We start from the raw sequence: 24,729 nt of genomic DNA, 5'->3' as shown, positions 1-24,729 counted from the left end.
CCTTGAAATAGCGGATACTTTCCTGAAACAATACCAGCTTACAGAAACAGCATTGCATAAGGCTGTCAGCCGGCAGCATGCCCCCTTCACTATGCTGAAGATCTATAAAGAGCTGCTTGCAGATGATACGGTGGCCGCATCAACAATAGTAATGCTGTTGCTGGAATTATTGCAGGAGAGCGCAACAGAAAAAAGCATTACCCCCAAGTGGGTAAGCATTATCCGGGAGCTGATGCAGGATTGCTGGGATGAGCCGCTGACCTTAACAGACCTTGCCGAAGCTACAGGCGTTCACCCTATCACCATTTCAAAACATTTTTCACAATACTTTGGCTGTACCTTTGGAGCGTATATGCGTAAGCTGCGCGTTGCAAAGTCAATGCCCATGATCCGCGCCGGAGAAAATTCTCTGACGGAAATAGCTTATACCTGCCATTTTGCGGATCAAAGCCATTTTACCCGTACCTTTAAATCCTTAACCGGTTTATTGCCGCGGGAGTACCGTAATATCTAGTCTTCTTACTAACCCATTATAATTCACGGGGCTGTTGCACATCTGCTACAGCCCTTTTTTATTCCCCCATAACCTAAACATAATGGCTTCCTCCGCTGCATTCAATTCGTAATTATTCATAATCATAATACTTTCAATGGTATTCATGCACCGCTTTGCGGGTCGTAATTGAATAATTCGTAATTCTACTTATGCTGTTTCCGGATCCGGCTCAGCGACTGCTGCGTAATACCCAGGTAAGAAGCAACATCGCTCAAAGGTACGCGCAGCGCTATATCCGGCTGCTGCTGCAGGAACTGCTGGTAGCGGGTAGCCGCATCCTCGCCCATGTAGGAATTGCGTACCTGGATCTTGGCCAGCAGCGTTTGCTGGGTAATATGATTAATGAGGGATTGAAAGTAAGGGAGCTTTGTATAGAGCAGCCACAGCTGCTCCCTGGAAAATACAATAAGGTCGGTATCACAGGCGGCTTTAATGCTTTCATGCGCCGGTACCTGGTTATTAAAGCTGTTGAGGATCGTACAAAAATGATCTTCCTTTACAAAGAACTGCGTTACCTCATTGCCTTTGCCATTAACAGATACTATCTTCAGGATGCCCTGGCAAACAAAGAACATTTCCCTGGCCAGCTTACCCTCCTGTAATAACAGCTCGCCCTCCTGTACATGGCGGGTATGAATATGCCGGCTAATGACCTCCCGGTCAGCGGCAGGAATAGTATGAAATTTTTCCAGGTAAGTAAAAACCGGTTCAAACATAAACGCGCCTTTCATCCCACTAAAATTAAGCTACATTTTACAATTTATAATTCCTGTTTTGGGCAAGCTGTGTTACTTTTAAGCGTCATTGAAATGTTTACAGGTCCTTATGGAAAATTATAGCATCGTTTTATTTATCCTGGCAATTATGATCGTACTGTCTGCCCTGGCAGATAAGGTACGGGTGCCGTATCCTATTTTACTGATCACCGCCGGTATTGCCATTGGCTTCATACCAACCTTACCTAACATAGAGCTGAACCCGGACGTGATCTTCCTCATTTTCCTGCCGCCCATGTTGTATGATGCTGCCTTTAATATCTCTTTCCAGGACTTTAAAACAAATATCAATACCATTGGCACGCTGGCCATATCGCTGGTATTTATTACTGCCTCCGGCATTGCGGTGGTGGCGCATTACGTAATACCGGGTATGAGCTGGCCCTTGTCTTTTGTGCTGGGCGCTATTTTATCTGCTACGGATGCAGTGGCGGCCATCAGCATTACCAAAGGTTTAGGCCTCTCGCATAAAACCAATACCATCCTGGAAGGGGAAAGCCTGGTGAACGATGCTTCTGCCCTGGTAGCTTACCGCTTTGCAGTAGCTGCAGTAACCGGTACTGCTTTTGTATTCTGGAAGGCTTCTTTAGAGTTTGTGTTCATGATGGCAGGCGGCGCCCTCACGGGCGTGGTTATGGGAGCGGTCCTGGCCTTTATTCTTAAAAGGGTGCATCAAAACCAGCTGGTAACCATTAGCTTTATGCTGCTTATGCCTTTTATAACCTACCTGGTGGCAGAGGAGTTTCATGTATCCGGCGTAATAGCCGTGGTAATATTGGGGCTGGCCATTTCCCGTTTCAGTCATAAGGTATTCCCCGAACATTTAAAGAAGCAGTCCCGCAACTTTTGGGATGTTATTATTTTCCTGCTCAATGGCCTCATCTTCATCATCATTGGATTGCAATACCCATACGTGGTAAAGCATATCGATAAAACACAGATCCTGCCTTACCTGGGCTACGCTTTCCTGATCACCATTGTAGCTTTGTTACTGCGTATGATCAGGGTGTTCCTGCAGCAGATCAACCTGGAGCAGGCCTTCAGGAAAAAGAAGGGGCGTATTACCGAACATGCGCTGCTGGATGCAAAAACCAGCTTGATCATCAGCTGGTCCGGTATGCGGGGCATTGTATCGCTGGCCATTGCAATCGGTTTACCTGCTACCTTGCAGGATGACAGCGCTTTCCCGCAGCGGGATGCCATTATCTTTATTTCCGTAGCCGTAGTATTGTTTACATTGCTGGGACAGGGGCTTACCCTGCCACTGGTAGTACGTTTTTTGAATGGAAAGCAGCCGGCCGGAACAGCTGTTGCCGCACGTAAATAGGCTATAAACAGGTAGCTCTCCACCAATAAGCCCGCTTATGGCATGGCGATTGATATACGCTATGAAACAACAATAGCTGTTATGAAAACATTAGGTATTATCCTCGTCATTGCCGGTATTGCCATGATCCTGATCCGTGGTTTTTCTGTACAAACGGAAAAGAAGGTGGTGGACCTTGGCCCTGTAGAAGTAAACAAGAAAGAGAATAAATGGATAGGCTGGCCTACCTACGCCGGCGGCCTGGTAGCTGTAATCGGCGTTGTATTGGTGGTAGGAGCAAACAGGAAGAATTAACAATTAAGAATTAATAATTAAGTTGATGCAGCGTGATCACCATTACCATCGCCTGCATCAACTTTTACATTTATCTTGTTCATAAAGTCTCTAAACGGTCTCTACCAACCTCCTTTGCCGGTTTAGCATTTATGATCTTGCATTTACATTCCATCCGCCTCTATCTCCCCGGCATTATTTTTACTTTTTACCTTTTACTTTTTTATTTCACCCCCTTCGCTCCGGTCATTAATTATTCATTCTTAATTATTAATTCCCTCCCAGCGCCCGTCTGGTTGCCTCCAGATACGCGTGGCCCCACTGCTGATCAGGCTCAAGGTGATTCCCCTCCGCCCACTCATTCCAGGCATTAATGAACACAAAATTCTCTTCCGCGCTATAAGGTTTAAACTTCTCAATAGTATTCCGCAGCCAGGCTTCATATACCTCCGGGCTGCTGTTATTCATTACAAAAGCATTTTCTTTACGCCGGGCTGTATTATCCCACATAGGCGTAACACTGGGATACTGTTTGTAAGGCGGCATAGCCCGCGCCATCATACGCTGTGCATATTCCGGGTAGCTTACGATCTTATGCTGTTTGTAAACAGAGGGTTTCAGCCCCAGCTTATCCATCCACTGCTCTTTTTTAGTGCCCATATACGGGGTGGGCATATTGTAAAAGTCGGGCTGAAATTCTATGGCTGCATCAAAGCCCATGGTCAGGGGATCTTCCTTTATCTGAAAGCCCTGCATGTAGGCCAGGTATAGTTCTCCAATGCCCAGCTGCTGCGCCTCATTACGCCAGGTGCGCAGGGTTTGCGCCAGGTCAGGCAGCAGGGTAGGGCGGTAAATGGCAAAAAAGGGCTTGCCATCAACCCGTATATAACGCGGGTCAGAGAATACTTCTTTGCACAGGTAACGGATATGTTCCAGGTCATCTTCCGGAGAATAGTTCTGTTGTATCAACACTTCCGCATCATTGCCATCCCAGCGACGGGTCCAGTTTTCATTGGCCCAGCAATACATAAAAGGCAGGTCCGGCTGCCCGCTTTGCAGAAAGCCGTCCAGCGCAGCGTTCATCAGGCGGGTCCCGTTAAACCAGTAATGGTAATAACAGAAACCATAAATCCCATACTGTTTGGCCAGGGCTGCCTGTTCCTTCCTTACCTGTTCCAGCCGCAGGTCATAAAACCCCAGGTCGGCCGGTAAGTGTGGCTGGTAGTGGCCTTCAAACAAAGGCCGCGCTTTGGTGGTATTGGTCCATTCTGTAAAACCTTTTCCCCACCATTGGTCGTTTTCCGGGAAGGGGTGGAATTGCGGGAGATATACAGCCAGTGTTCTGATGTTCATATTGTGTGGTGGTTTCCTTTTTAGTTTTACCGCTTTGAAAATACTTTTTTAAGCTGCACGCGCAGCAGCTTCCAGCGGGCATCCCTTTTCAGCGTAGCTGCCGGTATAACGGCGCCGGGTGTACGATAAAATCCCTGTTCAATCGCTTCCAGCGCCGCCGGCTCAAAACGGCCCCGTTGTTCCCAGAACTGCCGGTGCAGCTTGCGCAGCGCCTTTTTATATAGGTTGGCAGGGATCAGCGTTTCATGGTTTAGCTTATGCAGTATACGGGCATCTTCTATAAAATTTAACCCGCTGCGGTAAGCCGGGGTAGATACATCGCCGCTATGGCTGCGGAAATAATTTAACACCCGGGCAGTAATGAACACATTGCCCTGCCGGCATAAATTAATCCAGAACACCTTGTCGCCGGCAAATTTATACTCCAGGTAATCCTGCTGAATGCCGGTAAACAGTTCCTTTTTCCATACGGCCATGCTGGCGTTCACAATGGCATTACGGTCTACCATATACTGTTGTATAAATTGCCGCCCCTCTATGGTATCTTCCAGGTACCCGTGCTGCGTTTGCCAGAATACCTTGTTGGTACCATCTATGGCGTATGACTGGCAGTAGGCCAGCACATTTTGTTTGTTTTGCAGCAACCCGGCTGTGAGGTATTGCAGCAGCGTAGGCTCGCACCAGTCGTCGCTTTCTGCCAGCCATATGTATTGGCCTGCCGCAGCTTCAATACCTTTCTTCCACTGTTTAAATACGCTGCCGCTGTTGGTGGTATTATAAATGATCTGTGAAACTTTCGGATGCTGACGGTAACGTTCTATAATATCCCGGCTGTTGTCGGTTGAGCAGTCGTCCAGGATAATTACTTCAAAGTCCTGGAAGCTTTGCTGCAGCACAGAAGTGATGCGCTGTTCCAGGAACGCAGCATGGTTATAATTAGGAATGATAACGGATACTATAGGTAGATTCATTACTTTTACGCGCTAAAACAAAGATATAGTGAAAAAAGTGGTTTTGTATGTCGTTCGATAACTATGCTATAGATTATTCTGTACTGATCTGCACCTATAACCCCGACCAGCGCCTGCTGCAACGTTGCCTGGAGGCGGTAAAAGATCTGCAACGTAATGGCATCACAACGGAAGTTATCTTAGTTGATAATAACAGTACGCCTGCTTTACAAAGTACGCCATATATCCAGCATTACCTGAACCAGGTGCCCAACATGCAGTTGCTGAACGTTACACAGCAGGGACTGTCCTATGCACGTATGGGTGGTATTAATGCCGCCAGGGGTAAATACATTGTTTTTTTTGATGATGATAATGAGCCGGACAGCGCTTACCTGCTGGCCCTGCGGCAGCTGCATACCCAATACCCGCAGGTAACGGCCTGGGGCCCGGGGCAGGTGCAGGTGGATTTTATTGACGGTATAGATCCTGCGCTGGAAGCCTATGCCCGCCCTGCTTTCCAGGAGCGGCATGAAGAAAAGACGGCGTTTTCGGCGGAGCATGAGTGGCAGGCCTGTTACCCCTTTGGCACCGGCCTGTGTATGCCTGCCGCCATACTTAAAGGATATATAGATGGTGTGAACACCGGCCGCTTTACCCTCACGGGCCGCAATGGCCAAAAGCTAAGCAGCGGGGAGGATACGCAAATGATCCTGTACAGCATTCATTCCGGCGGGGCCGCCGGCACAGCGCCTGCCCTGAAGGTTACACATATCATACCCGGCAAAAGGACCAGCCCCGTTTACTTAAAACGGCTCGCTTACTCTACCAGCCTTTGTTATGCCACCTGTGTGGCGGAGGTTTTCCCGGAGTACCGGCAGCAGGTAATGAAGGAGATAAAACCGCCCGCTAAGTTCAGCCGCCAAAGTTTTAAGAAATTTTTAAGATTATTAATGGGTGCTAATACGTTTAAGCAATGCCGGCTGGCAGCTGAAATAGGGGCTATGTGTGGCCGCTACCTGTTGCTGAGACGGCCTGTACCCGGAATGGTACGCATGATCATACAGGTCATGAAGCTGGATTAGTAAGGTTATATATCTATAAATGTGTGAATTATAAGTAATAAAGTATGTTGAAATATAAAGAAAGTTTATATTTTTAGTGCAGAACAGGGAAACAGCGGGTGGTACAAAGCAGTAAAAGAGATATCAAATAACCTTTACCGGGCGCTATTGATCTTATCCATTAAGAGAGCAATGTTGATATACTTCCCATTACAATAGCCCTGCATCTTTGATGGTCAAAGGTGCCGGCGCCATACTGTAGCCAAACATTTCCCCTGTGCTTCCCGGGAACGATCCCTCCCATGTTTTAAAAAAGGGTCTTTAAATAATTATTAATTTTGGAGTTTTATATATATATTTATAATAATAATAATGAAAACGTATTTCCGGCTGTTGTCTTTTGCCAAACCGATTGAAAAGTATGCCATTCCGTACATCCTGTTTACGCTGCTGGCCGTGTTGTTTGGGGCATTAAACCTGGCACTGCTGGCGCCGCTGCTAACAACCTTGTTTAACCAGAATGGCCAGCAGGTAGTAGCCAAACCGGAACATTTTTATGATGTATTTAAAATGCTGAACTATTATTCCGCCATGCTGAATAATAAAATAGGCCTGCCCAATACGTTGAAATATGTGTGCCTGACCATTATAGTATCCGTTTTTGTCGGGAATTTATTCCGGTATTTTTCGGAGCGTACCATGGAAAACCTGCGGATCCATACCCTGCTGAACCTGCGAAAGGCCGTGTTCAATAATATTATGGACCTGCACCTGGGGTATTTCAGCAATGAGCGTAAGGGGGATATTATGTCCAAGATAGCATCAGATGTGCAGGTGGTGCAGTATTCCGTAACCGGTACCCTGCAGGTGATCTTTAAGGAGCCCTTAACGCTGATCACGTACCTGGTAATGCTGTTCATTATCTCCTACAAGCTTACCCTGGCCTCTATGGTTATTATACCCATTGCCGGGTTTATCATCTCCAAGATCGTATCCCGGTTAAAGGAGCAGGCCACGGCAGCCCACGTATCCTATGGTACTATGATCAGTTACCTGGAAGAAGCGCTGGGAGGTATCAAGATCATTAAATCATTTAACGCAACGCCTTTTATTAAGGAGCGTTTTCACAAGGAAAACGTGCACTATTCCAATATTATCAGGGCGATGGCCCGGCGGCAGCAAATGGCCTCGCCGGTATCTGAAACCCTGGGTATTATAATGGTAGCAGGCATTGTGCTGTACGGCGGTTCCCTGGTATTATCCAACACCGGTGAGCTGGATGCAGCAGCCTTTATAGCCTATATTGCCCTGTTTTCACAGATCATGCGCCCGGCCAAAGCCATTTCGGCCTCCTTCAGCAACATCCACTCCGGCCTGGCCGCAGGGGAGCGGGTGCTGGCCCTGATCGATCAGAAGTCACAGATCCAGGATGCGCCGGATGCAAAAGCTGTAAGCCAGTTCCAGGAAGCTATCCGGTTTGAGAAAGTAGCGTTTGCCTATAATGAACGCCCGGTGCTGAACAGCGTGAGCCTTACCATACCCAAAGGGAAGTCGGTGGCGCTGGTAGGGCCTTCCGGCGCAGGCAAAACCACCCTTATGGACCTGATCCCCCGGTTTATCCAGCCACAGTCCGGCAGCATTCTGATAGACGGGCACAACATACAGGCCGTTACATCAGATTCCCTGCGTTCGCTGATGGGAATTGTAAACCAGGAATCAATTTTATTTAACGACACCATTTTTAACAATATAGCCTTTGGTAAGCCAGGGGCCACGATGCAGGAGGTTGAGGCTGCCGCAAGAATAGCCAACGCACACGAATTTATTTCTGCAACAGAGCATGGTTACCAGACGAATATTGGTGATAAAGGCGTTAAGTTATCAGGAGGCCAGCGCCAGCGCATTTGTATTGCCCGGGCAGTGTTGACGAATCCACCCATTATGTTGCTGGATGAAGCTACCTCTGCGCTGGATACTGAATCTGAAAAAATGGTGCAGGATGCATTGAACAATCTGATGAAGAACCGTACCTCGCTGGTGATTGCACACCGCTTAAGTACTATACAAAATGCAGACCTGATCATTGTGCTGGATAATGGCAACATTGTTGAACAGGGTACCCATTTGCAGCTGCTGGAAAAAGACGGGTTATACCGTAAGCTGATAGAAATGCAAACTTTCAGCGCTAACTAAACCTCAGCTGTAACAAATTAAAATGTAGTACGTTGTATATATCAGGACGGATGATAAAACAGCCGTCGTATTGTAAGCATAAACTTGAATTCCAATGCTATTCTATAAAAACCGTATGACCGTTAGAAATTTCTTTATTGAACGCAAACCGCAAGCAGGATGGTGAAACAGAACTTTTCAGTTGGGATCTTAATTGCTACATATAACTGGCCGGAGGCGCTGGAAATAATTTTTCTGAGCCTGTTACAGCAAACGTATCTACCGGATGAAATACTGATAGCAGACGACGGATCAAGGGAGGACACAGAACGGCTGATCAATAAATACCGTAAGATCCTGAACATTCCCTTAAAGCATGCCTGGCATGAAGACCGCGGTTTCCGCAAAGGGATTATCCTCAACAAAGCGGTAAAACAATCGGAAGCAGATTATATCATTGAGATTGATGGCGACATTGTAATGCATCCGCGCTTTATTGAAGATCATGTGAAGCAGGCAGAAAAAGGGCATTTTGTACAGGGCGCCCGCGCCATGATAGGAGAGGCCACCACCAAACAGATCCTGCAAAGCAAAAGCACTAAGCTGGGCTTCTTTACCAAAGGCCTCCACAACCGCTTTAACGCACTACGCTTACCCGCTTTATCCTTTATAGTAAAAGCAAACCCCTACAGCTCAGACAATACCAAAGCCTGTAACCTGGCTTTCTGGCGTGAGGATTTTATAGCTATCAACGGGTATAATAACCTGTTCTTTGGCTGGGGATCGGAAGACTGTGAGTTTGCAGCACGCCTTATACATGCCGGCGTACATAAAAAACGTTTAAAGCTGGCCGCCGTATGCTTTCACCTGCATCATGAATACCATAATAAATCACAGATCACCGTGAATGAGCGCCGCTATAGCGAAACGCTTACCGCCCGGCTGGTATGCTGCCTGAATGGTTACGCGGAAGTTTAAACGAAGTATCTTAAAATATAAATAACCAGCAGCGGGTACAACACCCACTTTACTATTTTATAGGTATTAGAGCGATAGAAGTATACTTTGTTTATGGTGCCATTATCATGAAACCGCTCACCGATCTTTCCAAACCTTAAACGGGAAAGCTTTCCCCACAAAACCCCTGTCTCATATACTATCCTGAGGGTAATTACATACATTAATATCTGCACATTGCCGGTACCGGACCTTTTTATGGTTTGTATCAGGCTGGCAATAATCTCAATAAGTATAACGCCCGCCATAAAAACCAGCAAAGGGCCTACCCACATAGGTTTCAGCAGGCCTGTAATTACTATTGCCAGCAGCGAAAGCAAAAGCGTTTCCGGCGTGTTGGGAAAATCATAATAGGCATATTGCGGGTTCAGATCACCCAGCCAGCTGTTACCTATCCCATAGAAAAAGGGCTTGCGGTAATTCGGTTGCTCATTATTCCACCAGGGATGTTGTACCGCCGCCTGTGGTAAGGTTTTATAATTGCGGTATTGGTTACGCTCCCGTATTTTTAAGAAAAAATCCACTTCCTCACCACCCCCGGTTTTGGGTATTTTGCCCGTGAACTGAATGTTGCCTGCAGCGCTGCGTTTGATCATCATATTGGCAGTGGCGCCCCAGGCAAAAGAAGCTTTTTTGCCGGCAATAGAAAATATATCCAGCGACCCGCTAACGGTAAGCGCTTTCGTAAAAGCGGTAGTCGGTTTGGGTAAATTTACCAGCCCAATAAATCCAATTTCATCCGGATGTTGTTCCGCTGCCTGCGCATAGGTTTCCAGCAGATCATCCGGTACCATCACATCATCATCCAGGAAAAGGATCCAGTCGCTATTGCCGGCATTCATCCCGTTGTTGCGGGTTAAGCCGGAGCCCAGGTTCTCCGGATTAACCGAAAGGAACACGTTCTTATGATCCACCAGCGATTGTATTGCAGGAGATGGAATAAGAGATGGATTATCTGCTACCAGGTAAAATTTTATATTTACATTCGCAGGCTTTCGTAGGCGGAGCATTGGCAGAATATACTTTTCGTCCAGGCGAAAAGATGGTATAACAACGTCAATACTTAGGTTCATGCATTCATTTGGAACAATAAAGATAAATACATTTAATTAATTATGCAGGTTGCGTTCACCATATGCTCCAACAATTACCTGGCACAGGCCAAAGTGCTTTATTTATCCTTAAAAGAACATCAGCCGGATGAGCCTTTTTTTATTTTTTTATGTGATGAAAAAAGGCCGGAGATCGACTATAGCAGCCTGGCAGATGAAGTGATCCCTGTAGCGGCCATTGAACCCGGCATACAGGAGCTGGCGTTACGGTATAACATTGTTGAGCTGAATACCTGTGTAAAACCACGCGTTATTGAATACCTGTTCGGGGAAAAAAAGATGGAAAAGGTATTATACCTGGATCCGGATATTTGCGTGTATAGCCCGCTCACGGATCTGTACACAGCACTGGATACAGCAGATATTCTGCTTACCCCGCACATTTATACACCCATACCCATTGATGGTAAAAAACCGGCAGAACATACTTTCCTCAACTATGGCATTTATAACCTGGGATTTATTGGCGTAAGCAACCGGGAAGAGGCGCAGCGCTTCGTAAGCTGGTGGAAGGAGCATACCTATAAAGAAGGGTACATTGCAGCAGAGCAGGGCATTTTTGTAGATCAGCTGCCCGTGAACCATGCGCCGCTGTTCTTTAAAAATGTGCACATCCTGCAGAACAGGGGCGCTAATATGGCGCCCTGGAACCTGCATGAAAGAACCCTGAGCCGGCAGGCCGGTAAATATATGGTGAATGAAAAAGAGGCATTAATGTTCTATCATTTCAGCTCCTTTGCCGTAGATAAAAATGAGCTGCCGCTGCACCATTACGACCGCTTTAAGCTGGCCGCCCGCCCGGATCTGCACGCCCTGCACGCAGCGTATAACGATGCGCTGAAAACAGCAGGACATGCTTTTTACCAACCGTTTGAAAGCAGCTATTCGGTGATGCGTAAGGCCTACCTTAAACAATTAAAAAAGGCACAACGGCCGGTACGCAAAATATTGAAGAAGTTCTTCCCGGGTTAGATCAGGCGTCCCAGTAACCGCCTTCGCCCTGCAGCTTTTGCTTATAACGCTTATACAGCATTCTTAAATACAGCAGCCAGCCCATATTACGGCGTATCAGCTGTAATTTCTCCTGTTTGAAAAGCACATCATTTCCTGAGGCGGAAAAGCCGGTCATATCATACCGTGCAAGGGTAATGGAATGATAAACTTTTTTAAACGTATGATCGCCCCACACCTGTATATTCAGCGCATAATCTGCATACACCTTATAGCGCAGGTCATAGTTATATTTGCGGAACACGGCCGTAGGGTAAATAATAGCCTGGTGGTTCATACCATGTTTGGCCAGCCGGTATGAGCTGAATTTGCCCGTAAGCAGCAGGGGAGTGGCGCCGCTGTTGCCATAATACGGTTCGCTGTCGCCGTAATATACGGTATGCTCATCTTTCAGCAGTGCGGCCATTTCGCTGAAACCCGCCAGCAGCCGGTCATCTGCACCCAGGAAATACACCCATTTCCCCTTAGCCTTTTGTGCGCCTTTGTTCAGGGCATCATAAATACCGGCATCAGGCCCGCTGGTCCAGGATAAGTTTAACGTATGCTCAAATGTTTTTAATATAGCAATGGTATCATCGGTGCTGCCGCCGTCAACTACGATCACTTCTATATTTGCGGTTTGTGCGGCAATGGAGCTAAGACAGTCCTGCAGATGGTTTCCGGCATTAAAGGTGGCAATAATAATACTGATCAGAATATTCTCCGGTGTATCCGCTTTCTGCTGCATGTGGCGTACTGAATTGTTTGCTAAATTATAAAAAATTAGATTTGTCGCACAAAAGAAAGTCGTATGTCCAGCTATAAGGTGCAGTCCGCAGTTCTGATGCTTATTTTTAAACGGCCCGATACCACGCAACAGGTTTTTGACCAGGTAAAAGCGGTAAGGCCCGAGCGGCTGTATGTAGCGGCAGACGGGCCCCGGGAAGGCCATCCTACAGATGCTGCACTGTGTGCGCAAACCAGGGATATTATTAAACAGGTGGACTGGCCCTGCACCGTACATACGCTGTTCCGTGATCAGAACCTGGGCAGCATGCACGCCCCTGCATCCGGCATTACCTGGTTCTTTGAGCACGAAGAGGAAGGCATTATCCTGGAAGATGATTGTTTGCCCAACACCAGCTTCTTTTACTTTTGCGATGCCATGCTGGAAAAATACCGTCATGATACCCGCATGTTTGTTGTTACCGGCACCAACTCGCAGGACGGGCAAACATGGGGCCCTGCCAGCTACTATTTTTCACGCCATAGCAGCATCTGGGGCTGGGCCAGCTGGCGCCGGGTATGGCAGCAATATGATGTGGACCTGCGCGCTTATAAATTGGAAGATGTAAGACCACAGCTGCAGAAAATATTCACGGATCCCTTTTTGATAGATATATGGGTGAACATTTTTGAAACCGTACAGCAGCACCGCGTACAGGCATGGGACCATCAGCTGCAGCTGATCACTCTTTTTGAGAACGGCTTATGCATTACCCCTAATGTGAACCTGATCAGCAATATTGGTTTCCGGGAAGATGCTACGCATACTTTTAGAGAAGACAGCCATAACGCCAACAGGCCAACGGAGCAGCTTATCAGCATCACACACCCTGTTTATGTAATGCCTGAAACAGATGCGGATTATTATTTCATGAACCGCGAGTTTGACCTGGCATCCAAATGGAGAAGATATAATAAACCCAAGCGAAAGTTTAAGCGATGGGTGAAAGGGTTGTTGTCCGGTGCTGGACAATAACGTTCATTTCCGAACACTCATTAACTTGTTATTTACCATAAACAGGCCGTTCCCATTAGGAAAACGGCCTCTTTTATTACCTGGCATCTCATTTGTTCGACAAAATAGAAACTAATAACCTGCACTTATGCGTAGAACGTATCTGGGTGAATTTGAAGAAGTGGTTTTGCTAATGGTAGCCATCCTGGATGGGGAGGGCTACGGCGTTACAGTGAGCCAGGCGCTGGAAGAGCATACAGGCCGTATCGTTACATTTGGTACAGTTCATAACACGCTGATCCGGCTGGAAGAGAAAGGCTTTGTGCAATCAGAGCTGGGCGGGGCCACAGCGGAACGCGGTGGGCGGCGTAAAAGGCTGTTCCGGATCACAGCGCTGGGGAGCGAGGCGCTTCAGGAAATTCAGCAGCTCCGTCAAAACCTCTGGCAGTTATTGCCGCCTCACACTTTTCGACTGGGCAGCGTATGAGATCACCTGTTCAACCACCCCGCTGGGCACACTGGCTGCTAGTCCGCCTGCATCCTCACAATACCCTGGAGGAAGTAGAAGGCGATTTGAATGAGCTTTATACGCACTGGTATAATACTTCAGGCAAAACCAGGGCCACGCTGCGTTACCTGCTGAACGTAATATCAGTGCTGCCACCGTTTGTGCGCAAAAGAAAAATGAATAAACAACAATACTATACCTCTAGCTTAAACTCCATCATGATCCGTAATTATTTAAAGATCGCGTTTCGAAATCTGAAGCGGCAAAAAATTTCCACCGGCATTAATATAGTTGGTTTGGCCATCGGGCTGGCTACCTGTATACTGATCATGCTGTATGTGCAGGATGAATTATCCTACGACCGCTATAATGAGAAAGCAGACCGGATCTTCCGGGCCGCGCTCAAGCTGGGATTGGATGGTAAGGATGTTGGCGGGCCCATGTTAGGGCCCAATGTTGGCCGGGACTTACAACAGGAATTTCCGGAAGTATTAAAAGCAACGCGGATCCTGAACCAGGGAAGTGAGTTTGTTAGTTACGGAACAAGCTCATTTAAACAGGATAACCTGCTCGCTGCCGACTCAACTTTTTTTGAAGTGTTCAGCATTCCGCTCCTGAAAGGGGAGCCTAAACGGGCCCTGGCCGAGCCCAACACGCTGGTGCTAACAGAGGGAACCGCCCGCAAATACTTCGGCAACCAGGACCCGCTTGGGAAAGTCTTGTTATTTGGCAGGGAAAAAAAGCCTTACCGGATTACAGGTGTGGTCAGGAATGTACCGCCGAACTCCCATTTCCACTTTGATATGCTTATTTCGTTAGCTGGTTATGAAGAGCAGCATATAGGATGGCTTTATAGTATAAACTATTACACCTATTTGCTGCTGCCGGAGAAATACGACTATAAAAAGCTGGAGGCTAAAATTCCCCGGCTCGCTGAAAAACAGATCGGGGCTGAGTTGCAGCAATGGCTGAAGATCACCCCGGCGCAGTTTCGTGCAAAGGGCGATGATTTCGGTATCTTTCTTCAACCACTCACCAGTATTCATTTGCATTCCCGGTTCGGAGGGGCCGAATTAAGCCCCGGAGGAAATATTCTATACGTATACGTGCTTACAGCCATTGCTGTTTTTATGTTGCTGATAGCCTGTGTGAACTTCATGAACCTGTCTACGGCTACGGCTGTACGGCGTTCACGTGAGGTAGGAGTGCGTAAGGTGCTGGGCTCCGTAAAAGGACAATTACAGCAGCAGTTCCTGATTGAATCCGTGCTGCTGGCAATAGTGGCGCTGCTGGTTGGATTGCTGGTGGTAGGCCTGGCGCTGCCCTTCTTTAATCAGCTTACAGGCAAGCAGCTTACCTTCAGCTTATTGATCAATCCATTTGTAGCGGCCGGCTTAGTGGCAGCTGCAGTGCTGGTAGGATTGTTGGCTGGTAGTTATCCCGCTTTTTACCTGTCGTCCTTTAAACCTGTTGTAGTGTTGAAAGGGCAGGTTACCACCGGACGCGGAAGCTTTAACCTGCGAAATGGTTTGGTGGTGTTTCAATTTTTTATCACCATTTCAATGATCGTTGCCACTGTTACGGCCGACCGGCAGCTACGTTACATGCAAAGCCAAAAAGTTGGCTTTGATCGCGAACAGGTGATGGTTATTCACGATACGCACATGCTTCGCAATAACGAAGCTGTATTCCGTGACCGGATCATGCAATCTCCGCAAGTCTTCACGGCGAGTGTATCAGGACAGGTGCCTGTTGGAAATTCAAATATGGATAACACCACCGTAATGTCAAAAGAAAATCCTGATAAGGGTGTTATGAGCCGGTTCTATTATGTGGATGATGCGTATATTCCTACCCTGGGAATGAAGGTGGTGCAGGGGCGTAATTTTTCAAAAAGTTTCCCAACCGATTCCTTTGCTGTTATTCTGAATGAAACCGCTGTACGTGACCTGGGCTGGCAGCAGGATCCTATTGGACGGGAGCTGATCGGACATATTGATGATAACGGTGTAAAAACATATTACCGGGTAATTGGTGTGGTAAGCGACTTTCATTTTGAATCCCTGCGGCAAAAGATCGGGCCCTTGGTTATGTTCCTGGGCAGGAACTCAGGCAATATCCTGGTCAAAACCCATACGGATAAGCTTCCGCAGTTCCTTGCTTCACTGAAGCAGCAGTGGGAATCATTTTCGCCCGCAGCTCCTTTTTCCTATTCATTTTTAGATGATCGCTTTGCGCAGGTTTATGTCAGCGAGCAAAAAATAGAACAGGTATTAACCCTCTTTTCAAGCCTCACTATCTTCATTGCCTGTTTAGGATTATTTGGATTGGCCACCTACACCGCCGAACAACGTACCAAAGAGATTGGCGTACGGAAAGTGCTGGGCGCATCTGTTGGCAGCGTGGTAGCCTTACTCTCCAAAGACTTTCTCAAACTCATCCTGGTAGCACTGTTGCTGGCTACCCCGATTGCCTGGTGGGGAATGGATCAATGGCTGAATGAATTTGCCTATAAGACTACGATCGACTGGTGGATCTTTGCATTAGCAGGATTGCTGGCAATGGGAATTGCCCTGCTCACAGTGAGTTTTCAGAGTATCAAAGCCGCGTTAACGGACCCGGTGAAGAGTTTGCGTAGTCAATAGGGAAGGAACATAATAACCTTCTCAACAAAGTAAATACAACGTTTGAACAAAACCCTCAAACTTCCCCGTATTTACTTTTGCATAAAAAAAATGGAGATCACAAGTAAGGGCAAAATGGTGTTGGTAACCGGTGGTTCGGGCTTCATTGCCAGCTATTGTATAATTGCTTTGCTGAATAAGGGTTATAAAGTTAGGGCCAGCCTGCGCTCGCTGAATCGAATACCCGATGTAAAGCAGATGTTGAGCACCGGCGGCATAACTGATTTTGATAACCTGTCTTTTGTTGAAGCGGATCTGTCACAGGAAAACGGCTGGCAGGAAGCCGTGCAAGGCTGCACCTATGTGATCCATCCTGCCTCGCCCACACCCAACTTTAATGCTAAGCATGAGGACGAATTCATTACACCTGCAGTTAATGGCGTATTGTTTGTGCTGCGTGCTGCAAAAGCCGCCGGTGTACAACGGGTGGTGCTAACCTCCGCGTTTGGCGCTGTTGGTATGGGCACCAATAAAAAAACGCCTTATACTGAAGAAGATTGGTCGGACCTTAGCCAGGATGTGCCGGCATACCAGAAATCCAAAACCCTGTCGGAAAAAGCAGCATGGAATTACGTGAACGGGGAAGGCAAAGGCCTGGAACTTGCCGTGGTAAATCCTGTGGGTGTATTAGGGCCGGTGTTGGGCGCGGACTATTCGCATTCAATTCAAATGATCCATCAAATGCTTACAGGGCGCTTAAAAGGCGTGCCTAGTATACGTAGCGGTTATGTTGATGTACGGGATGTAGCCGATCTGCATGTGAAAGCAATGGTTGATCCCGCGGCCCGCGGTGAGCGTTTTCTTGCCGTAGCCGGTGAATCCATCTCTATGCTGGATATTGCAAATATGCTGCACAGCAGATTGGGCGATAAGGCTGCAAAAGTTCCCCGCAAGGAGATCCCCGGCTGGCTGATCCGGCTCACGGCGCTTTTTAATCCAAAGATAAGGCTCGTTGTTCCCCTGCTGGGCATGGTGAAAGAGGCCAGCCATAAGAAAGCTGCCCTTTTGCTGAACTGGCGTCCGCGCAGCAACCAGGAAGCCGTGAACGCAACAGCTGAAAGCTTGATCAGACTGGGCCTGTTGAAGTGATCCCGGCGCCGGGCAGTATTCACTAATTTGTTAGCTTTATATTATGGAACAAACAGGCGCAAGTGTAAAGGGCCGGATCTTTGTATCCTGTAAAAGGGAAATACATTACAGCCGGGAGCTGATCCTTGATCAGCATGCGCTGGTGTATGTTTTTGCCGGAACGCTGGAACTGTCCTATGCCGACCAGGTACATCGTTTTACACAGGGAACTACGCTGCTTATTCCACGCAACCAATTGGGCCGGATGGTGAAACTACCTGCGGATGGGGAGCCATTCAGTTCACTGTCCATTTTGTTTCCGGAAGCCTTACTAAAAAAGTTTTATGCTGCACGAACGGAAAATCCTGCCGAAGGTAAATGGAAGGGCCATCTGGCCTTAGAAAAACACCCTTTGCTGGAAAGCCTGTTTAGCTCACTGGTGCCTTATTTCGCAATGCAGGATGAATTGCCGCCGGAGCTGGCTGAAATTAAAATTGCTGAGTGCCTTACGGTGCTGGATGCCTGTAATCCCCATGTACAAAGGCTGCTCAGCGATTTTCATGAACCAGGCAAGGTGAACCTGGCCGATTTTATGGAACAGCATTTCCTGTACAACCTTCCGCTCGAAAAGCTTGCCTACCTCAGTGGGCGCAGTCTCAGCACTTTTAAGAAAGATTTTGAAAAGGTGTTCAAAGCCACGCCCCGCCGCTGGCTTACCCGTAAGCGCCTGGAGCATGCGCATTACCAGATTGCAGTTAACAAACGGAAGCCTACTGAAATATTTATTGATGCAGGCTTTGAAAACCTGTCGCATTTTTCCTTTGCCTTTAAAAAGCATTTCGGATATAATCCCGGTCAGGCGCATGAATTGGCTGCGCCACGGGCGTAGCCGGATCAGGGAAATCTTACCCCTGTAATTTCTTCGCAAAGGGAAAGGAATTTCTCCTGTACAGCCGCATCTTCAGCAGCCGCTAAATAATGCGCCTGTTTTTTATGATGGAAATACCGGCCGCTTGCGGTTGCTTCAGCATCATCGCTTACAGCCAGCCAAACCTGCGTGGCAAAACCTTCTTTAAGGCTATCTGGTGCGCCTGCGCCGCCCATCTTTGTGGGCACCCAGCCGGGATCAACTGCATTCGAGTATACGCCGGCCCATTTACGGGTTACCGCCATAGACAAGATCAGGTCATGCAGCTTTGTATCGGAGTAAGTAACATGTGAAAGATCATCCATGTTTGGATTGCCATGTAAATGCATGCCGGAGCTCAGGTAAATAAGCCGTTCCGGTTTATGCATCAGGCAGGTTAGTATATAAGGTGCAATACTGTTTACAGCAAATGCTAACGGCAAGCCATCAACGCTTTTGCCGGATACCCGGTACACACCGGCATTGTGTATCACTACATCAAAAGCGCCTGAAGCATTGGCGTTTTCAGCCAGCGCCCTGGTTTCCGCTATGCTGGAAAGGTCTGCAATTAATACATCTTCTGCACCCGGTGCTTTCTCTAATGCCTGTTTTCCCCGTTCTGCATTGCGGGCGTGAAGCACCACCTGGTGCCCCAGATCGATCAATGATTTTGCTGTTAAATGCCCCAGCCCATCTGCAGAGCCGGTGATAAAGATCCTTGCCATATCAGGAGGTTTTGCCCTTATACTGTTCTTTTGTAACCTGTTCCATCCAGTCCACGAGCGGATCTATCCGCACAGCCCCGGTAAACCAATCATCCGGCCCCTTAGCGGAAGGCCGCGAACCTGTTCTTGTTATTTCCATTGCCTGTTCGTTTAATTATACCCAACAAATTTCAATCCTAAGTAATGTACAAAGATATGAGCAGTGCATGCTTCACCGTTTACGAATATCAAACTAATCATTACGAATATCAAACCGGCAGGGTAGCGGCTTTTTGGCGGCAAGGCTTTGGCGGGTATGATGGGACGTTATAACAGGTCCATTGCCTCATCAACTTTCTCAAGTAAAGAGGTGGCGGTGCTTACTTCATCCATGGCTGCTTCATCCTCAGAATCTGTATCTATGTCGGTTTCATGTGTCAGGTCATCATCATTAAAGGTGCCGGACTTGCCTTCATAAAACCGCAGGTCGTTGATACGGCTGTCCAGTATGGACTTTATTTCCAGCAGGTACTCTGTTACTTTATCTGCATCAAACCCCAGCTGGTTAATGGAGGATTCGGATAACCAGGCAAAGCTGGTATTATTCCCTAATAGCGCTTCCTGCTTTAATTTTGTATAATAGGCCTGGCAGGCAGTACAGGCTACTTTCGTGCCTCCGACTGCAGTTATTATCTGATCCGCCTGGTTCTTTAAACTTTCCAGGATGGCCGATTCTGCATGAATATTCCGGCTGTTCGACGGTATCCTTACCTGTACATTTTTCAGTTTTGTGTTGCGCTCTTTTTTTACAAAGTGCCGGGCGCCTTTTCGCTGGCGGTTCTGCGGGCCGGTCTTTGTTTCCTTATGTGAGGAAACAGCCAGGGATTTTGCCACGTTCTTTCTTAATTGCTTCCTGGAAATAGGTTGGCCGCTTCCGTCCTTTAAAACAAACTCATTTTTTTTCTTACCTTTTTTATAGTCGCTTAGCCTGTGGTTGGTATCCAGCTTAAGCCGTTTTACATCTTCTACTTTTCTTTTCTTAACATTTTCTTCCAGTGCAGCGGCTTTCCGTTTAATATGAAAAGGCCTTATCGTATCTGTATAACCTTTTTCCAGCGTTTTTTTACCTAATTGTTGCTGCAGCAATAGATTGGCGCCGCTGTTATTCCCCGAAATATGCACGCTTAATCCCTTGGTGTTCTGGTCTTCCACAATAGCGGTTTGTATTTCCGGCGTGCGTTTATTGGTGCTAAGCTCTTGTTTTGTGTATTCAAGCAGGGAGGTGCTGAAAAATGCCAGCCGGGAATGTTCCTGGTCCAGCTTTACGCCTACAGCATTTGCCAGCCCGATGATCTTTACCCGGATGTTGGCCGGTAAAGAGGTTAGCTTTTCAAAGAAAGCCTTTACGGCGCCGGTGGTCTTTTGGATCTTGTCATTGGCAATATCTACACTATCATCCAGCTTTTGTTTCCGTTTCTGCCAGTTCAGCGCAGCAGCGCTGGTGCCGCCGGTTGTAGTGGTTACACCGGTAGTTTTTTTAGGCGCCGTTTTCGTTCGTTTAGGGCCATCCAGCTCCGCTTCCAGGTCCTTCCAGCCATCCTTTTTACTTTTTATATAAGCTCTTATTTCAGGGGCGCGGGGCATAGCGCTCCATCCGTTAGGGTAACCCGATCTGTCACTGTTAACCTTTACCCAGTCCCTTGCCTCCGATATAGTACGTTGTACCGGCGCATTGCCATGAAAGGGTTTTACCGTGCGTAAGGGAGATGTTACTGTTTGCGCAACAGGCGCTGTATTAAAGGAAACAGGTATTGCGGGCCTGCTTGCTCCATTTGCCGATGGTTCAATAATGCGGCTGGGCTTAGTTTTTATTTGAGGGATGGGTGTTCTCATGACGGTTATGGTTACTAATTTAACCTTTTTATCTTAATTCTGCATTTACACCACCTTCTTCAATATGTCCACCACCTCGCTCAATTCCTTTTCATTCAGTGATGCAAAGCCCATGCGCAGCGCATTGTGGTTCACCGTGCCATAGCTATATGCGCTGCCGTCGCTCATAAACAGCCCTTTGGCCGATGCGCGGGCCGCAATGGCCGGTAAGGGATATTGTTTGTGGAACTGCGCCCATACGGCCATGCCGCCGGCCGGCCGCTGAAAAGTAACCACATCCTGCAGCTCCTGCTGCAGCAGGGTGCAAAGGTGATCCCGCCGCTCATGGTAAAGCTTTACGGATTTTTTCAGGTGCCGCTGCATATCACCGTTCCTGAACAGCAGGGCCAGGGCCTCATCCAGCAGGTTATCGCCGCGTATATCTATCATCCTTCTCATCAGCGCAGCTTCGGTAATAAAGTTCTCCGGCGCTACCATATAACCCGCACGTATGAACGTAGCCAGCGTTTTGGTAAGGGAGCCTATGTATATCACGTTGCCGTCATGGTCTGCGCTGGCCAGGGGCAGTATAGGGCTGCCGCTGTAATGAAAATCATAATCGTAATCATCTTCTATCACCGGCAGCTGGTACTGGCGTATCAGCTCCAGCAGCTTCATACGCCGCTCTGCGCTTAAGGTTACGGTAGTAGGGTGGTGGTGATGGGGAATAATATACAGCAGGTCCGGTTTTTTCTGTTTGCAGATGCGCGCAATGGCATCAATATCCATCCCGTTCTCATCCAGCGGTATGCGTATCAGCTTAGCCCCGAACTGCTGAAAGATCATATCCGCCATAAAATAATTAGGCTGCCCTACCAGCACCGTGGATCCGGGTTTCAATATCAGCCTGGCCGCAACATAAATAGCCATTTGTGCGCCATGGGTAAGCAGCACATTATTAGGGCCAATGTTCAGGCCCCGTGTTTCAGTTAAGAACTGGGTCAGCTCATTGCGCAGGCTCGCGGGGCCGGCCATGTGGCCATAGGTAGCATAACGTTTTATGCCCGGGCTGTGGAACAGGCTCCGGTATTCCCGCATCAGCAGGTCTATAGGCCCTATACGGTGGTCAGGGAAGCCGTCATTGATAACCAGGCGGTGCTCGCCGGAACGCCCGGCCGTTGCGGGGTAAGCGCCTATCTTGTTAAAGGTGAAACCGGTATTGCCCGCATAGGCAGGTATTTTAGCCGCCGCTTTAAAAGTGCGCGGTTTTATTTCCGGCAGCCGCTGGGATACGATCACGCCCTTGCGGGGAATGGTCTCTATCCAGTCCTGCGTAAACAGCTCCTGGTAAGCAGCAATAATAGTTTTGCGGTGCACCTGCAGCAGCAGGGCCATTTCCCGGCTGCCGGGCAGCGTTGCGCCGGGTTTAATAACCCCTTCGCGGATCAGGCCTACCAGGCCATTGGCAATTTGCTGGTACACCGGCATAGCCGATTCTTTATTAATAGGAAGCAGGGTGGAGAATGGAAGCATCTGGACTACCTGGTTTATTGTACCTGGACTATAAAGATAGCCCAATGAGGCGATACTTTTGTGAAGTCAATTACAAACAACAGTATATGAAAAGCAATTACACATACGTACAGCTCTATCTTCGTTTAGCCATAGGCGCCAGTTACCTGGTAGCCGGGCTGGATCGCTTTGGCGTATGGGGCCCGCCGGGCGGCGCCCGCATCAGCTGGGGCGACTGGAGCCATTTTATGCAGTACGCCGGCCAGCTGCTGTCCTTTTTACCATCTAAGCTGGCGGAAGTATTTGCCGCCATAGCCTCCGCAGCGGAAATTATTTTCGGCGCATTGCTCATCATAGGGTTATGGACCCGCTGGGCCGCCATTGGCAGCGGGGTATTACTCTTCACCTTTGCCTTGTGTATGACGCAGGCCTTTGGCATACAATCCCCGCTTAATTATTCCGTGTTCACCGCCAGTGCCGCCAGCCTGCTGCTGGCCTGCTTACCGGCGTATAAGTGGAGCCTGGATGCCCTGCGCAGCCGGCAAACAACAATGTATCAAACCAACAATATCTGATAAAATTAAAACCGAAAGACGATGTCAAGATTCTTAATGGGTAAAGTGCAACCCGCTGCATACACCGCTATGTTTGCACTGGACAAATACATGGAGCAAAGCAGCATTAATAAAAACCACTACGAGCTCATTAAAATAAGGGCCGCCCAGATCAATGGCTGCGCCTATTGTGTAAACGCACATACCAAAGAAGCCCTGAAGCTGGGTGAGAACCCGCAAAAGCTTTACCTGGTAGGTGTTTGGCGCGAAGCCCCCAATGTGTTTGACGAACAGGAGCAGCTGGTGCTGGCTATCACAGAAGAAATAACCCTCATTCACCAGCATGGCTTAAGCGATGAGCTGTATAATAAGTCGCTGGCTGCCTTTGGCGAAGTAAAAACCGCGGAGATCATTATGGGTGCTATTACCATCAATGCATGGACCCGTATAGGCGTAGCCCTGAACATGCACCCCCAAATTTAAACCACTAATATGCACCAGGTAAAATTTGCACAAAGCGAAAAAGAGATCAATGCCTGCTGGGAAGTGGTGCAAACCCTGCGCCCTCATCTTAACCGGGATCATTACCTGCAGCAGGTAAAGGAAATGCAGCAGGAAGGGTACCACATGCTATACATAGCAGAGAAAGATAAGGTAGCTGCCTTTGCCGGTTACCGCAACCTGTACTCGCTGTTTGCCGGCCGCTTTATTTATGTGGATGACCTGTGCACCCTGCCTGAATACCGTGGTAAAGGCCATGCAGGCGCACTGCTTGATTATATAAAGGCATTGGCTAAAGAAACCAATAAAACAGGCGTAGTGCTGGATAGTGGGTTCCAGTTAAATGATGCGCACCGTTTGTACCTGAACAAGGGTTATAAATTATCGGCCCATCATTTTATGCTCAAATTTTAATCAGTCTCCTTCCGCTGTACTGTAGAAAGCTGTCTCGAAAGTAAAATTTTGAGGCAGCTTTTCATGTGCCGTAATTTTGAAACCGGACAGCCCTGTACTATAACCGGACATTTCAAACGGCCACTCCCCATATAAGTCATTGATACATAATTGTACTTCATTCTGGCATTTTTTTGGTGCCCACGCCCATATCCCCTGATCCAATACCATACAATGCTCAAAAATCACCTGAAGATCGCCATGCGCAGCCTGTTCAAGAACAAGGCGCATTCATTCATTAATATCACAGGCCTCTCCGCCGGTATGGCCATTACCATGCTTATAGGCCTGTGGATCCTGGATGAGCTGTCGTTTGATAGATACCATCAAAACTATAATACCATTGCGCAGGTAATGCAAAGCCAGACGATCAATGATGAAGTAAGATCACAGGTGCAGGTACCTGTTCCATTAGGGGAGGAGCTGCGGATGACCTATGGCAGTGAATTTAAAAGCGTGGTAATGTCGTCAAAAATGGAAAGCCATATATTGGCGGCAGGGGAGAATAAATTCGTGAAAACCGGGAGTTATATGGAGGCCGGAGCGCCGGACCTCTTTGCATTAAAGATGCTGAAAGGCTCCGGGAAGGGGCTGAATGATCCGGCATCCATACTGCTTTCTCAATCCACAGCAGC

Annotated in this window: 24 protein-coding genes and 2 pseudogenes; 17 read left to right on the top strand and 9 right to left on the bottom strand. The window is 47.9% G+C overall.

Going from position 1 to position 24,729, the window contains the following annotated elements; genetic code table 11:
• Positions 1-514 (top strand): helix-turn-helix transcriptional regulator (locus VIM87_RS05195; RefSeq protein WP_331995951.1); only part of this gene is annotated, 514 nt, incomplete at its 5' end.
• A gap of 185 nt (positions 515-699) precedes the next feature.
• On the opposite strand, the gene VIM87_RS05190 is transcribed toward VIM87_RS05195, so the two are convergent.
• Positions 700-1,287, bottom strand: a complete 588-nt coding sequence (locus VIM87_RS05190; protein ID WP_331995950.1) for a Crp/Fnr family transcriptional regulator — start codon at positions 1,285-1,287, stop codon at positions 700-702.
• Between the two features lie 94 nt (positions 1,288-1,381).
• Here VIM87_RS05190 and VIM87_RS05185 point away from each other — a divergent pair, with 94 nt between their 5' ends.
• The gene (locus VIM87_RS05185) at positions 1,382-2,659 is read left to right on the top strand and encodes a Na+/H+ antiporter (protein WP_331995949.1); all 1,278 of its coding nucleotides are present in this window, start codon (positions 1,382-1,384) and stop codon (positions 2,657-2,659) included.
• A gap of 42 nt (positions 2,660-2,701) precedes the next feature.
• Positions 2,702-2,953, top strand: coding sequence for a hypothetical protein (locus VIM87_RS05180; protein WP_331995948.1), 252 nt, complete (start codon positions 2,702-2,704; stop codon positions 2,951-2,953).
• Positions 2,954-3,202: 249 nt separating this feature from the next.
• Here VIM87_RS05180 and VIM87_RS05175 read toward each other — a convergent pair whose 3' ends face one another.
• The gene (locus VIM87_RS05175) at positions 3,203-4,285 is read right to left on the bottom strand and encodes a glycoside hydrolase family 99-like domain-containing protein (RefSeq protein ID WP_331995947.1); all 1,083 of its coding nucleotides are present in this window, start codon (positions 4,283-4,285) and stop codon (positions 3,203-3,205) included.
• A 26-nt stretch (positions 4,286-4,311) separates the two neighbouring features.
• Entirely contained in the window at positions 4,312-5,256 is a 945-nt protein-coding gene (locus VIM87_RS05170; RefSeq protein ID WP_331995946.1) for a glycosyltransferase family 2 protein, read from the bottom strand.
• 47 nt (positions 5,257-5,303) lie between these two features.
• Here VIM87_RS05170 and VIM87_RS05165 point away from each other — a divergent pair, with 47 nt between their 5' ends.
• From VIM87_RS05165 to VIM87_RS05155, 3 genes are all read left to right on the top strand, one after another.
• Positions 5,304-6,320, top strand: a complete 1,017-nt coding sequence (locus tag VIM87_RS05165; RefSeq protein ID WP_331995945.1) for a glycosyltransferase — start codon at positions 5,304-5,306, stop codon at positions 6,318-6,320.
• 351 nt (positions 6,321-6,671) lie between these two features.
• Positions 6,672-8,492 carry an ABC transporter ATP-binding protein gene (locus VIM87_RS05160; RefSeq protein WP_331995944.1) on the top strand — a complete coding sequence of 607 codons (1,821 nt, stop codon included), beginning with the start codon at positions 6,672-6,674 and terminating at the stop codon, positions 8,490-8,492.
• 159 nt (positions 8,493-8,651) lie between these two features.
• The gene (locus VIM87_RS05155) at positions 8,652-9,449 is read left to right on the top strand and encodes a glycosyltransferase family 2 protein (protein ID WP_331995943.1); all 798 of its coding nucleotides are present in this window, start codon (positions 8,652-8,654) and stop codon (positions 9,447-9,449) included.
• Here VIM87_RS05155 and VIM87_RS05150 read toward each other — a convergent pair.
• Positions 9,446-10,561: a glycosyltransferase family 2 protein gene (locus VIM87_RS05150; protein ID WP_331995942.1), complete on the bottom strand. Its 1,116-nt coding sequence runs from the start codon at positions 10,559-10,561 to the stop codon at positions 9,446-9,448. The genes VIM87_RS05155 and VIM87_RS05150 overlap by 4 nt on opposite strands.
• A gap of 42 nt (positions 10,562-10,603) precedes the next feature.
• Between VIM87_RS05150 and VIM87_RS05145 the strand changes: the two genes are divergently transcribed.
• Positions 10,604-11,572, top strand: a complete 969-nt coding sequence (locus VIM87_RS05145) for a hypothetical protein (RefSeq protein ID WP_331995941.1) — start codon at positions 10,604-10,606, stop codon at positions 11,570-11,572.
• Between the two features lies 1 nt (position 11,573).
• On the opposite strand, the gene VIM87_RS05140 is transcribed toward VIM87_RS05145, so the two are convergent.
• Positions 11,574-12,338 carry a glycosyltransferase family 2 protein gene (locus tag VIM87_RS05140; protein ID WP_331995940.1) on the bottom strand — a complete coding sequence of 255 codons (765 nt, stop codon included), beginning with the start codon at positions 12,336-12,338 and terminating at the stop codon, positions 11,574-11,576.
• 63 nt (positions 12,339-12,401) lie between these two features.
• Between VIM87_RS05140 and VIM87_RS05135 the strand changes: the two genes are divergently transcribed.
• The 6 genes and pseudogenes from VIM87_RS05135 (at position 12,402) to VIM87_RS05115 (ending at position 18,480) form a co-directional block, all read left to right on the top strand.
• A complete protein-coding gene (locus tag VIM87_RS05135; RefSeq protein ID WP_331995939.1) occupies positions 12,402-13,352 on the top strand; it encodes a hypothetical protein in 951 nt (316 codons plus the stop codon).
• Positions 13,353-13,479: 127 nt separating this feature from the next.
• Positions 13,480-13,818 (top strand): PadR family transcriptional regulator, encoded by a 339-nt coding sequence (locus tag VIM87_RS05130; RefSeq protein ID WP_331995938.1) that lies wholly within the window; start codon positions 13,480-13,482, stop codon positions 13,816-13,818.
• Positions 13,815-14,753, top strand: a pseudogene (locus VIM87_RS31390) (ABC transporter permease); the annotation flags it as partial. The gene VIM87_RS05130 and the pseudogene VIM87_RS31390, both read left to right, overlap by 4 nt.
• A gap of 192 nt (positions 14,754-14,945) precedes the next feature.
• Positions 14,946-16,484: an ABC transporter permease gene (locus VIM87_RS31385; protein ID WP_414649590.1), complete on the top strand. Its 1,539-nt coding sequence runs from the start codon at positions 14,946-14,948 to the stop codon at positions 16,482-16,484.
• 90 nt (positions 16,485-16,574) lie between these two features.
• Positions 16,575-17,612: an aldehyde reductase gene (locus VIM87_RS05120; RefSeq protein ID WP_331995936.1), complete on the top strand. Its 1,038-nt coding sequence runs from the start codon at positions 16,575-16,577 to the stop codon at positions 17,610-17,612.
• A gap of 43 nt (positions 17,613-17,655) precedes the next feature.
• Positions 17,656-18,480 (top strand): AraC family transcriptional regulator, encoded by an 825-nt coding sequence (locus VIM87_RS05115; protein ID WP_331995935.1) that lies wholly within the window; start codon positions 17,656-17,658, stop codon positions 18,478-18,480.
• A gap of 5 nt (positions 18,481-18,485) precedes the next feature.
• On the opposite strand, the gene VIM87_RS05110 is transcribed toward VIM87_RS05115, so the two are convergent.
• From VIM87_RS05110 to VIM87_RS05095, 4 genes are all read right to left on the bottom strand, one after another.
• A complete protein-coding gene (locus VIM87_RS05110) occupies positions 18,486-19,223 on the bottom strand; it encodes an SDR family NAD(P)-dependent oxidoreductase (protein ID WP_331995934.1) in 738 nt (245 codons plus the stop codon).
• A gap of 1 nt (position 19,224) precedes the next feature.
• Complete coding sequence (locus tag VIM87_RS05105; RefSeq protein ID WP_331995933.1) at positions 19,225-19,362, bottom strand: hypothetical protein; 138 nt, start codon at positions 19,360-19,362, stop codon at positions 19,225-19,227.
• A 167-nt stretch (positions 19,363-19,529) separates the two neighbouring features.
• A complete protein-coding gene (locus VIM87_RS05100) occupies positions 19,530-21,095 on the bottom strand; it encodes a hypothetical protein (protein ID WP_331995932.1) in 1,566 nt (521 codons plus the stop codon).
• A gap of 45 nt (positions 21,096-21,140) precedes the next feature.
• Positions 21,141-22,607 carry a PLP-dependent aminotransferase family protein gene (locus VIM87_RS05095; protein ID WP_331995931.1) on the bottom strand — a complete coding sequence of 489 codons (1,467 nt, stop codon included), beginning with the start codon at positions 22,605-22,607 and terminating at the stop codon, positions 21,141-21,143.
• 86 nt (positions 22,608-22,693) lie between these two features.
• On the opposite strand from VIM87_RS05095, the gene VIM87_RS05090 reads away from it, so the two are divergent.
• The 4 genes and pseudogenes from VIM87_RS05090 to VIM87_RS05075 form a co-directional block, all read left to right on the top strand.
• Positions 22,694-23,161, top strand: coding sequence for a DoxX family protein (locus tag VIM87_RS05090; RefSeq protein ID WP_331995930.1), 468 nt, complete (start codon positions 22,694-22,696; stop codon positions 23,159-23,161).
• A 21-nt stretch (positions 23,162-23,182) separates the two neighbouring features.
• The gene (locus tag VIM87_RS05085; RefSeq protein ID WP_331995929.1) at positions 23,183-23,623 is read left to right on the top strand and encodes a carboxymuconolactone decarboxylase family protein; all 441 of its coding nucleotides are present in this window, start codon (positions 23,183-23,185) and stop codon (positions 23,621-23,623) included.
• Positions 23,624-23,632: 9 nt separating this feature from the next.
• Complete coding sequence (locus VIM87_RS05080) at positions 23,633-24,055, top strand: GNAT family N-acetyltransferase (RefSeq protein WP_331995928.1); 423 nt, start codon at positions 23,633-23,635, stop codon at positions 24,053-24,055.
• Between the two features lie 213 nt (positions 24,056-24,268).
• Positions 24,269-24,729 (top strand): annotated as a pseudogene (locus tag VIM87_RS05075) (ABC transporter permease); the annotation flags it as partial.

The sequence above is a fragment of the Chitinophaga sp. genome (assembly GCF_036569125.1).
Taxonomy (GTDB): Bacteria; Bacteroidota; Bacteroidia; order Chitinophagales; family Chitinophagaceae; genus Chitinophaga.
Note: the sequence above shows the minus strand (reverse complement) of the source record. Positions and strands in the feature narration are given on the sequence as shown.

What these genes read in the sequence shown, in the direction of transcription:
- VIM87_RS05190 (WP_331995950.1), bottom strand. Translation starts at nt 1,287, where the DNA reads ATGAAAGGCGCGTTTATGTTTGAACCGGTTTTTACTTACCTGGAAAAA.
- VIM87_RS05185 (WP_331995949.1), top strand. Translation starts at nt 1,382, where the DNA reads ATGGAAAATTATAGCATCGTTTTATTTATCCTGGCAATTATGATCGTA.
- VIM87_RS05180 (WP_331995948.1), top strand. Translation starts at nt 2,702, where the DNA reads ATGGCGATTGATATACGCTATGAAACAACAATAGCTGTTATGAAAACA.
- VIM87_RS05175 (WP_331995947.1), bottom strand. Translation starts at nt 4,285, where the DNA reads ATGAACATCAGAACACTGGCTGTATATCTCCCGCAATTCCACCCCTTC.
- VIM87_RS05170 (WP_331995946.1), bottom strand. Translation starts at nt 5,256, where the DNA reads ATGAATCTACCTATAGTATCCGTTATCATTCCTAATTATAACCATGCT.
- VIM87_RS05165 (WP_331995945.1), top strand. Translation starts at nt 5,304, where the DNA reads ATGTCGTTCGATAACTATGCTATAGATTATTCTGTACTGATCTGCACC.
- VIM87_RS05160 (WP_331995944.1), top strand. Translation starts at nt 6,672, where the DNA reads ATGAAAACGTATTTCCGGCTGTTGTCTTTTGCCAAACCGATTGAAAAG.
- VIM87_RS05155 (WP_331995943.1), top strand. Translation starts at nt 8,652, where the DNA reads ATGGTGAAACAGAACTTTTCAGTTGGGATCTTAATTGCTACATATAAC.
- VIM87_RS05150 (WP_331995942.1), bottom strand. Translation starts at nt 10,561, where the DNA reads ATGAACCTAAGTATTGACGTTGTTATACCATCTTTTCGCCTGGACGAA.
- VIM87_RS05145 (WP_331995941.1), top strand. Translation starts at nt 10,604, where the DNA reads ATGCAGGTTGCGTTCACCATATGCTCCAACAATTACCTGGCACAGGCC.
- VIM87_RS05140 (WP_331995940.1), bottom strand. Translation starts at nt 12,338, where the DNA reads ATGCAGCAGAAAGCGGATACACCGGAGAATATTCTGATCAGTATTATT.
- VIM87_RS05135 (WP_331995939.1), top strand. Translation starts at nt 12,402, where the DNA reads ATGTCCAGCTATAAGGTGCAGTCCGCAGTTCTGATGCTTATTTTTAAA.
- VIM87_RS05130 (WP_331995938.1), top strand. Translation starts at nt 13,480, where the DNA reads ATGCGTAGAACGTATCTGGGTGAATTTGAAGAAGTGGTTTTGCTAATG.
- VIM87_RS05120 (WP_331995936.1), top strand. Translation starts at nt 16,575, where the DNA reads ATGGAGATCACAAGTAAGGGCAAAATGGTGTTGGTAACCGGTGGTTCG.
- VIM87_RS05115 (WP_331995935.1), top strand. Translation starts at nt 17,656, where the DNA reads ATGGAACAAACAGGCGCAAGTGTAAAGGGCCGGATCTTTGTATCCTGT.
- VIM87_RS05110 (WP_331995934.1), bottom strand. Translation starts at nt 19,223, where the DNA reads ATGGCAAGGATCTTTATCACCGGCTCTGCAGATGGGCTGGGGCATTTA.
- VIM87_RS05105 (WP_331995933.1), bottom strand. Translation starts at nt 19,362, where the DNA reads ATGGAAATAACAAGAACAGGTTCGCGGCCTTCCGCTAAGGGGCCGGAT.
- VIM87_RS05100 (WP_331995932.1), bottom strand. Translation starts at nt 21,095, where the DNA reads ATGAGAACACCCATCCCTCAAATAAAAACTAAGCCCAGCCGCATTATT.
- VIM87_RS05095 (WP_331995931.1), bottom strand. Translation starts at nt 22,607, where the DNA reads ATGCTTCCATTCTCCACCCTGCTTCCTATTAATAAAGAATCGGCTATG.
- VIM87_RS05090 (WP_331995930.1), top strand. Translation starts at nt 22,694, where the DNA reads ATGAAAAGCAATTACACATACGTACAGCTCTATCTTCGTTTAGCCATA.
- VIM87_RS05085 (WP_331995929.1), top strand. Translation starts at nt 23,183, where the DNA reads ATGTCAAGATTCTTAATGGGTAAAGTGCAACCCGCTGCATACACCGCT.
- VIM87_RS05080 (WP_331995928.1), top strand. Translation starts at nt 23,633, where the DNA reads ATGCACCAGGTAAAATTTGCACAAAGCGAAAAAGAGATCAATGCCTGC.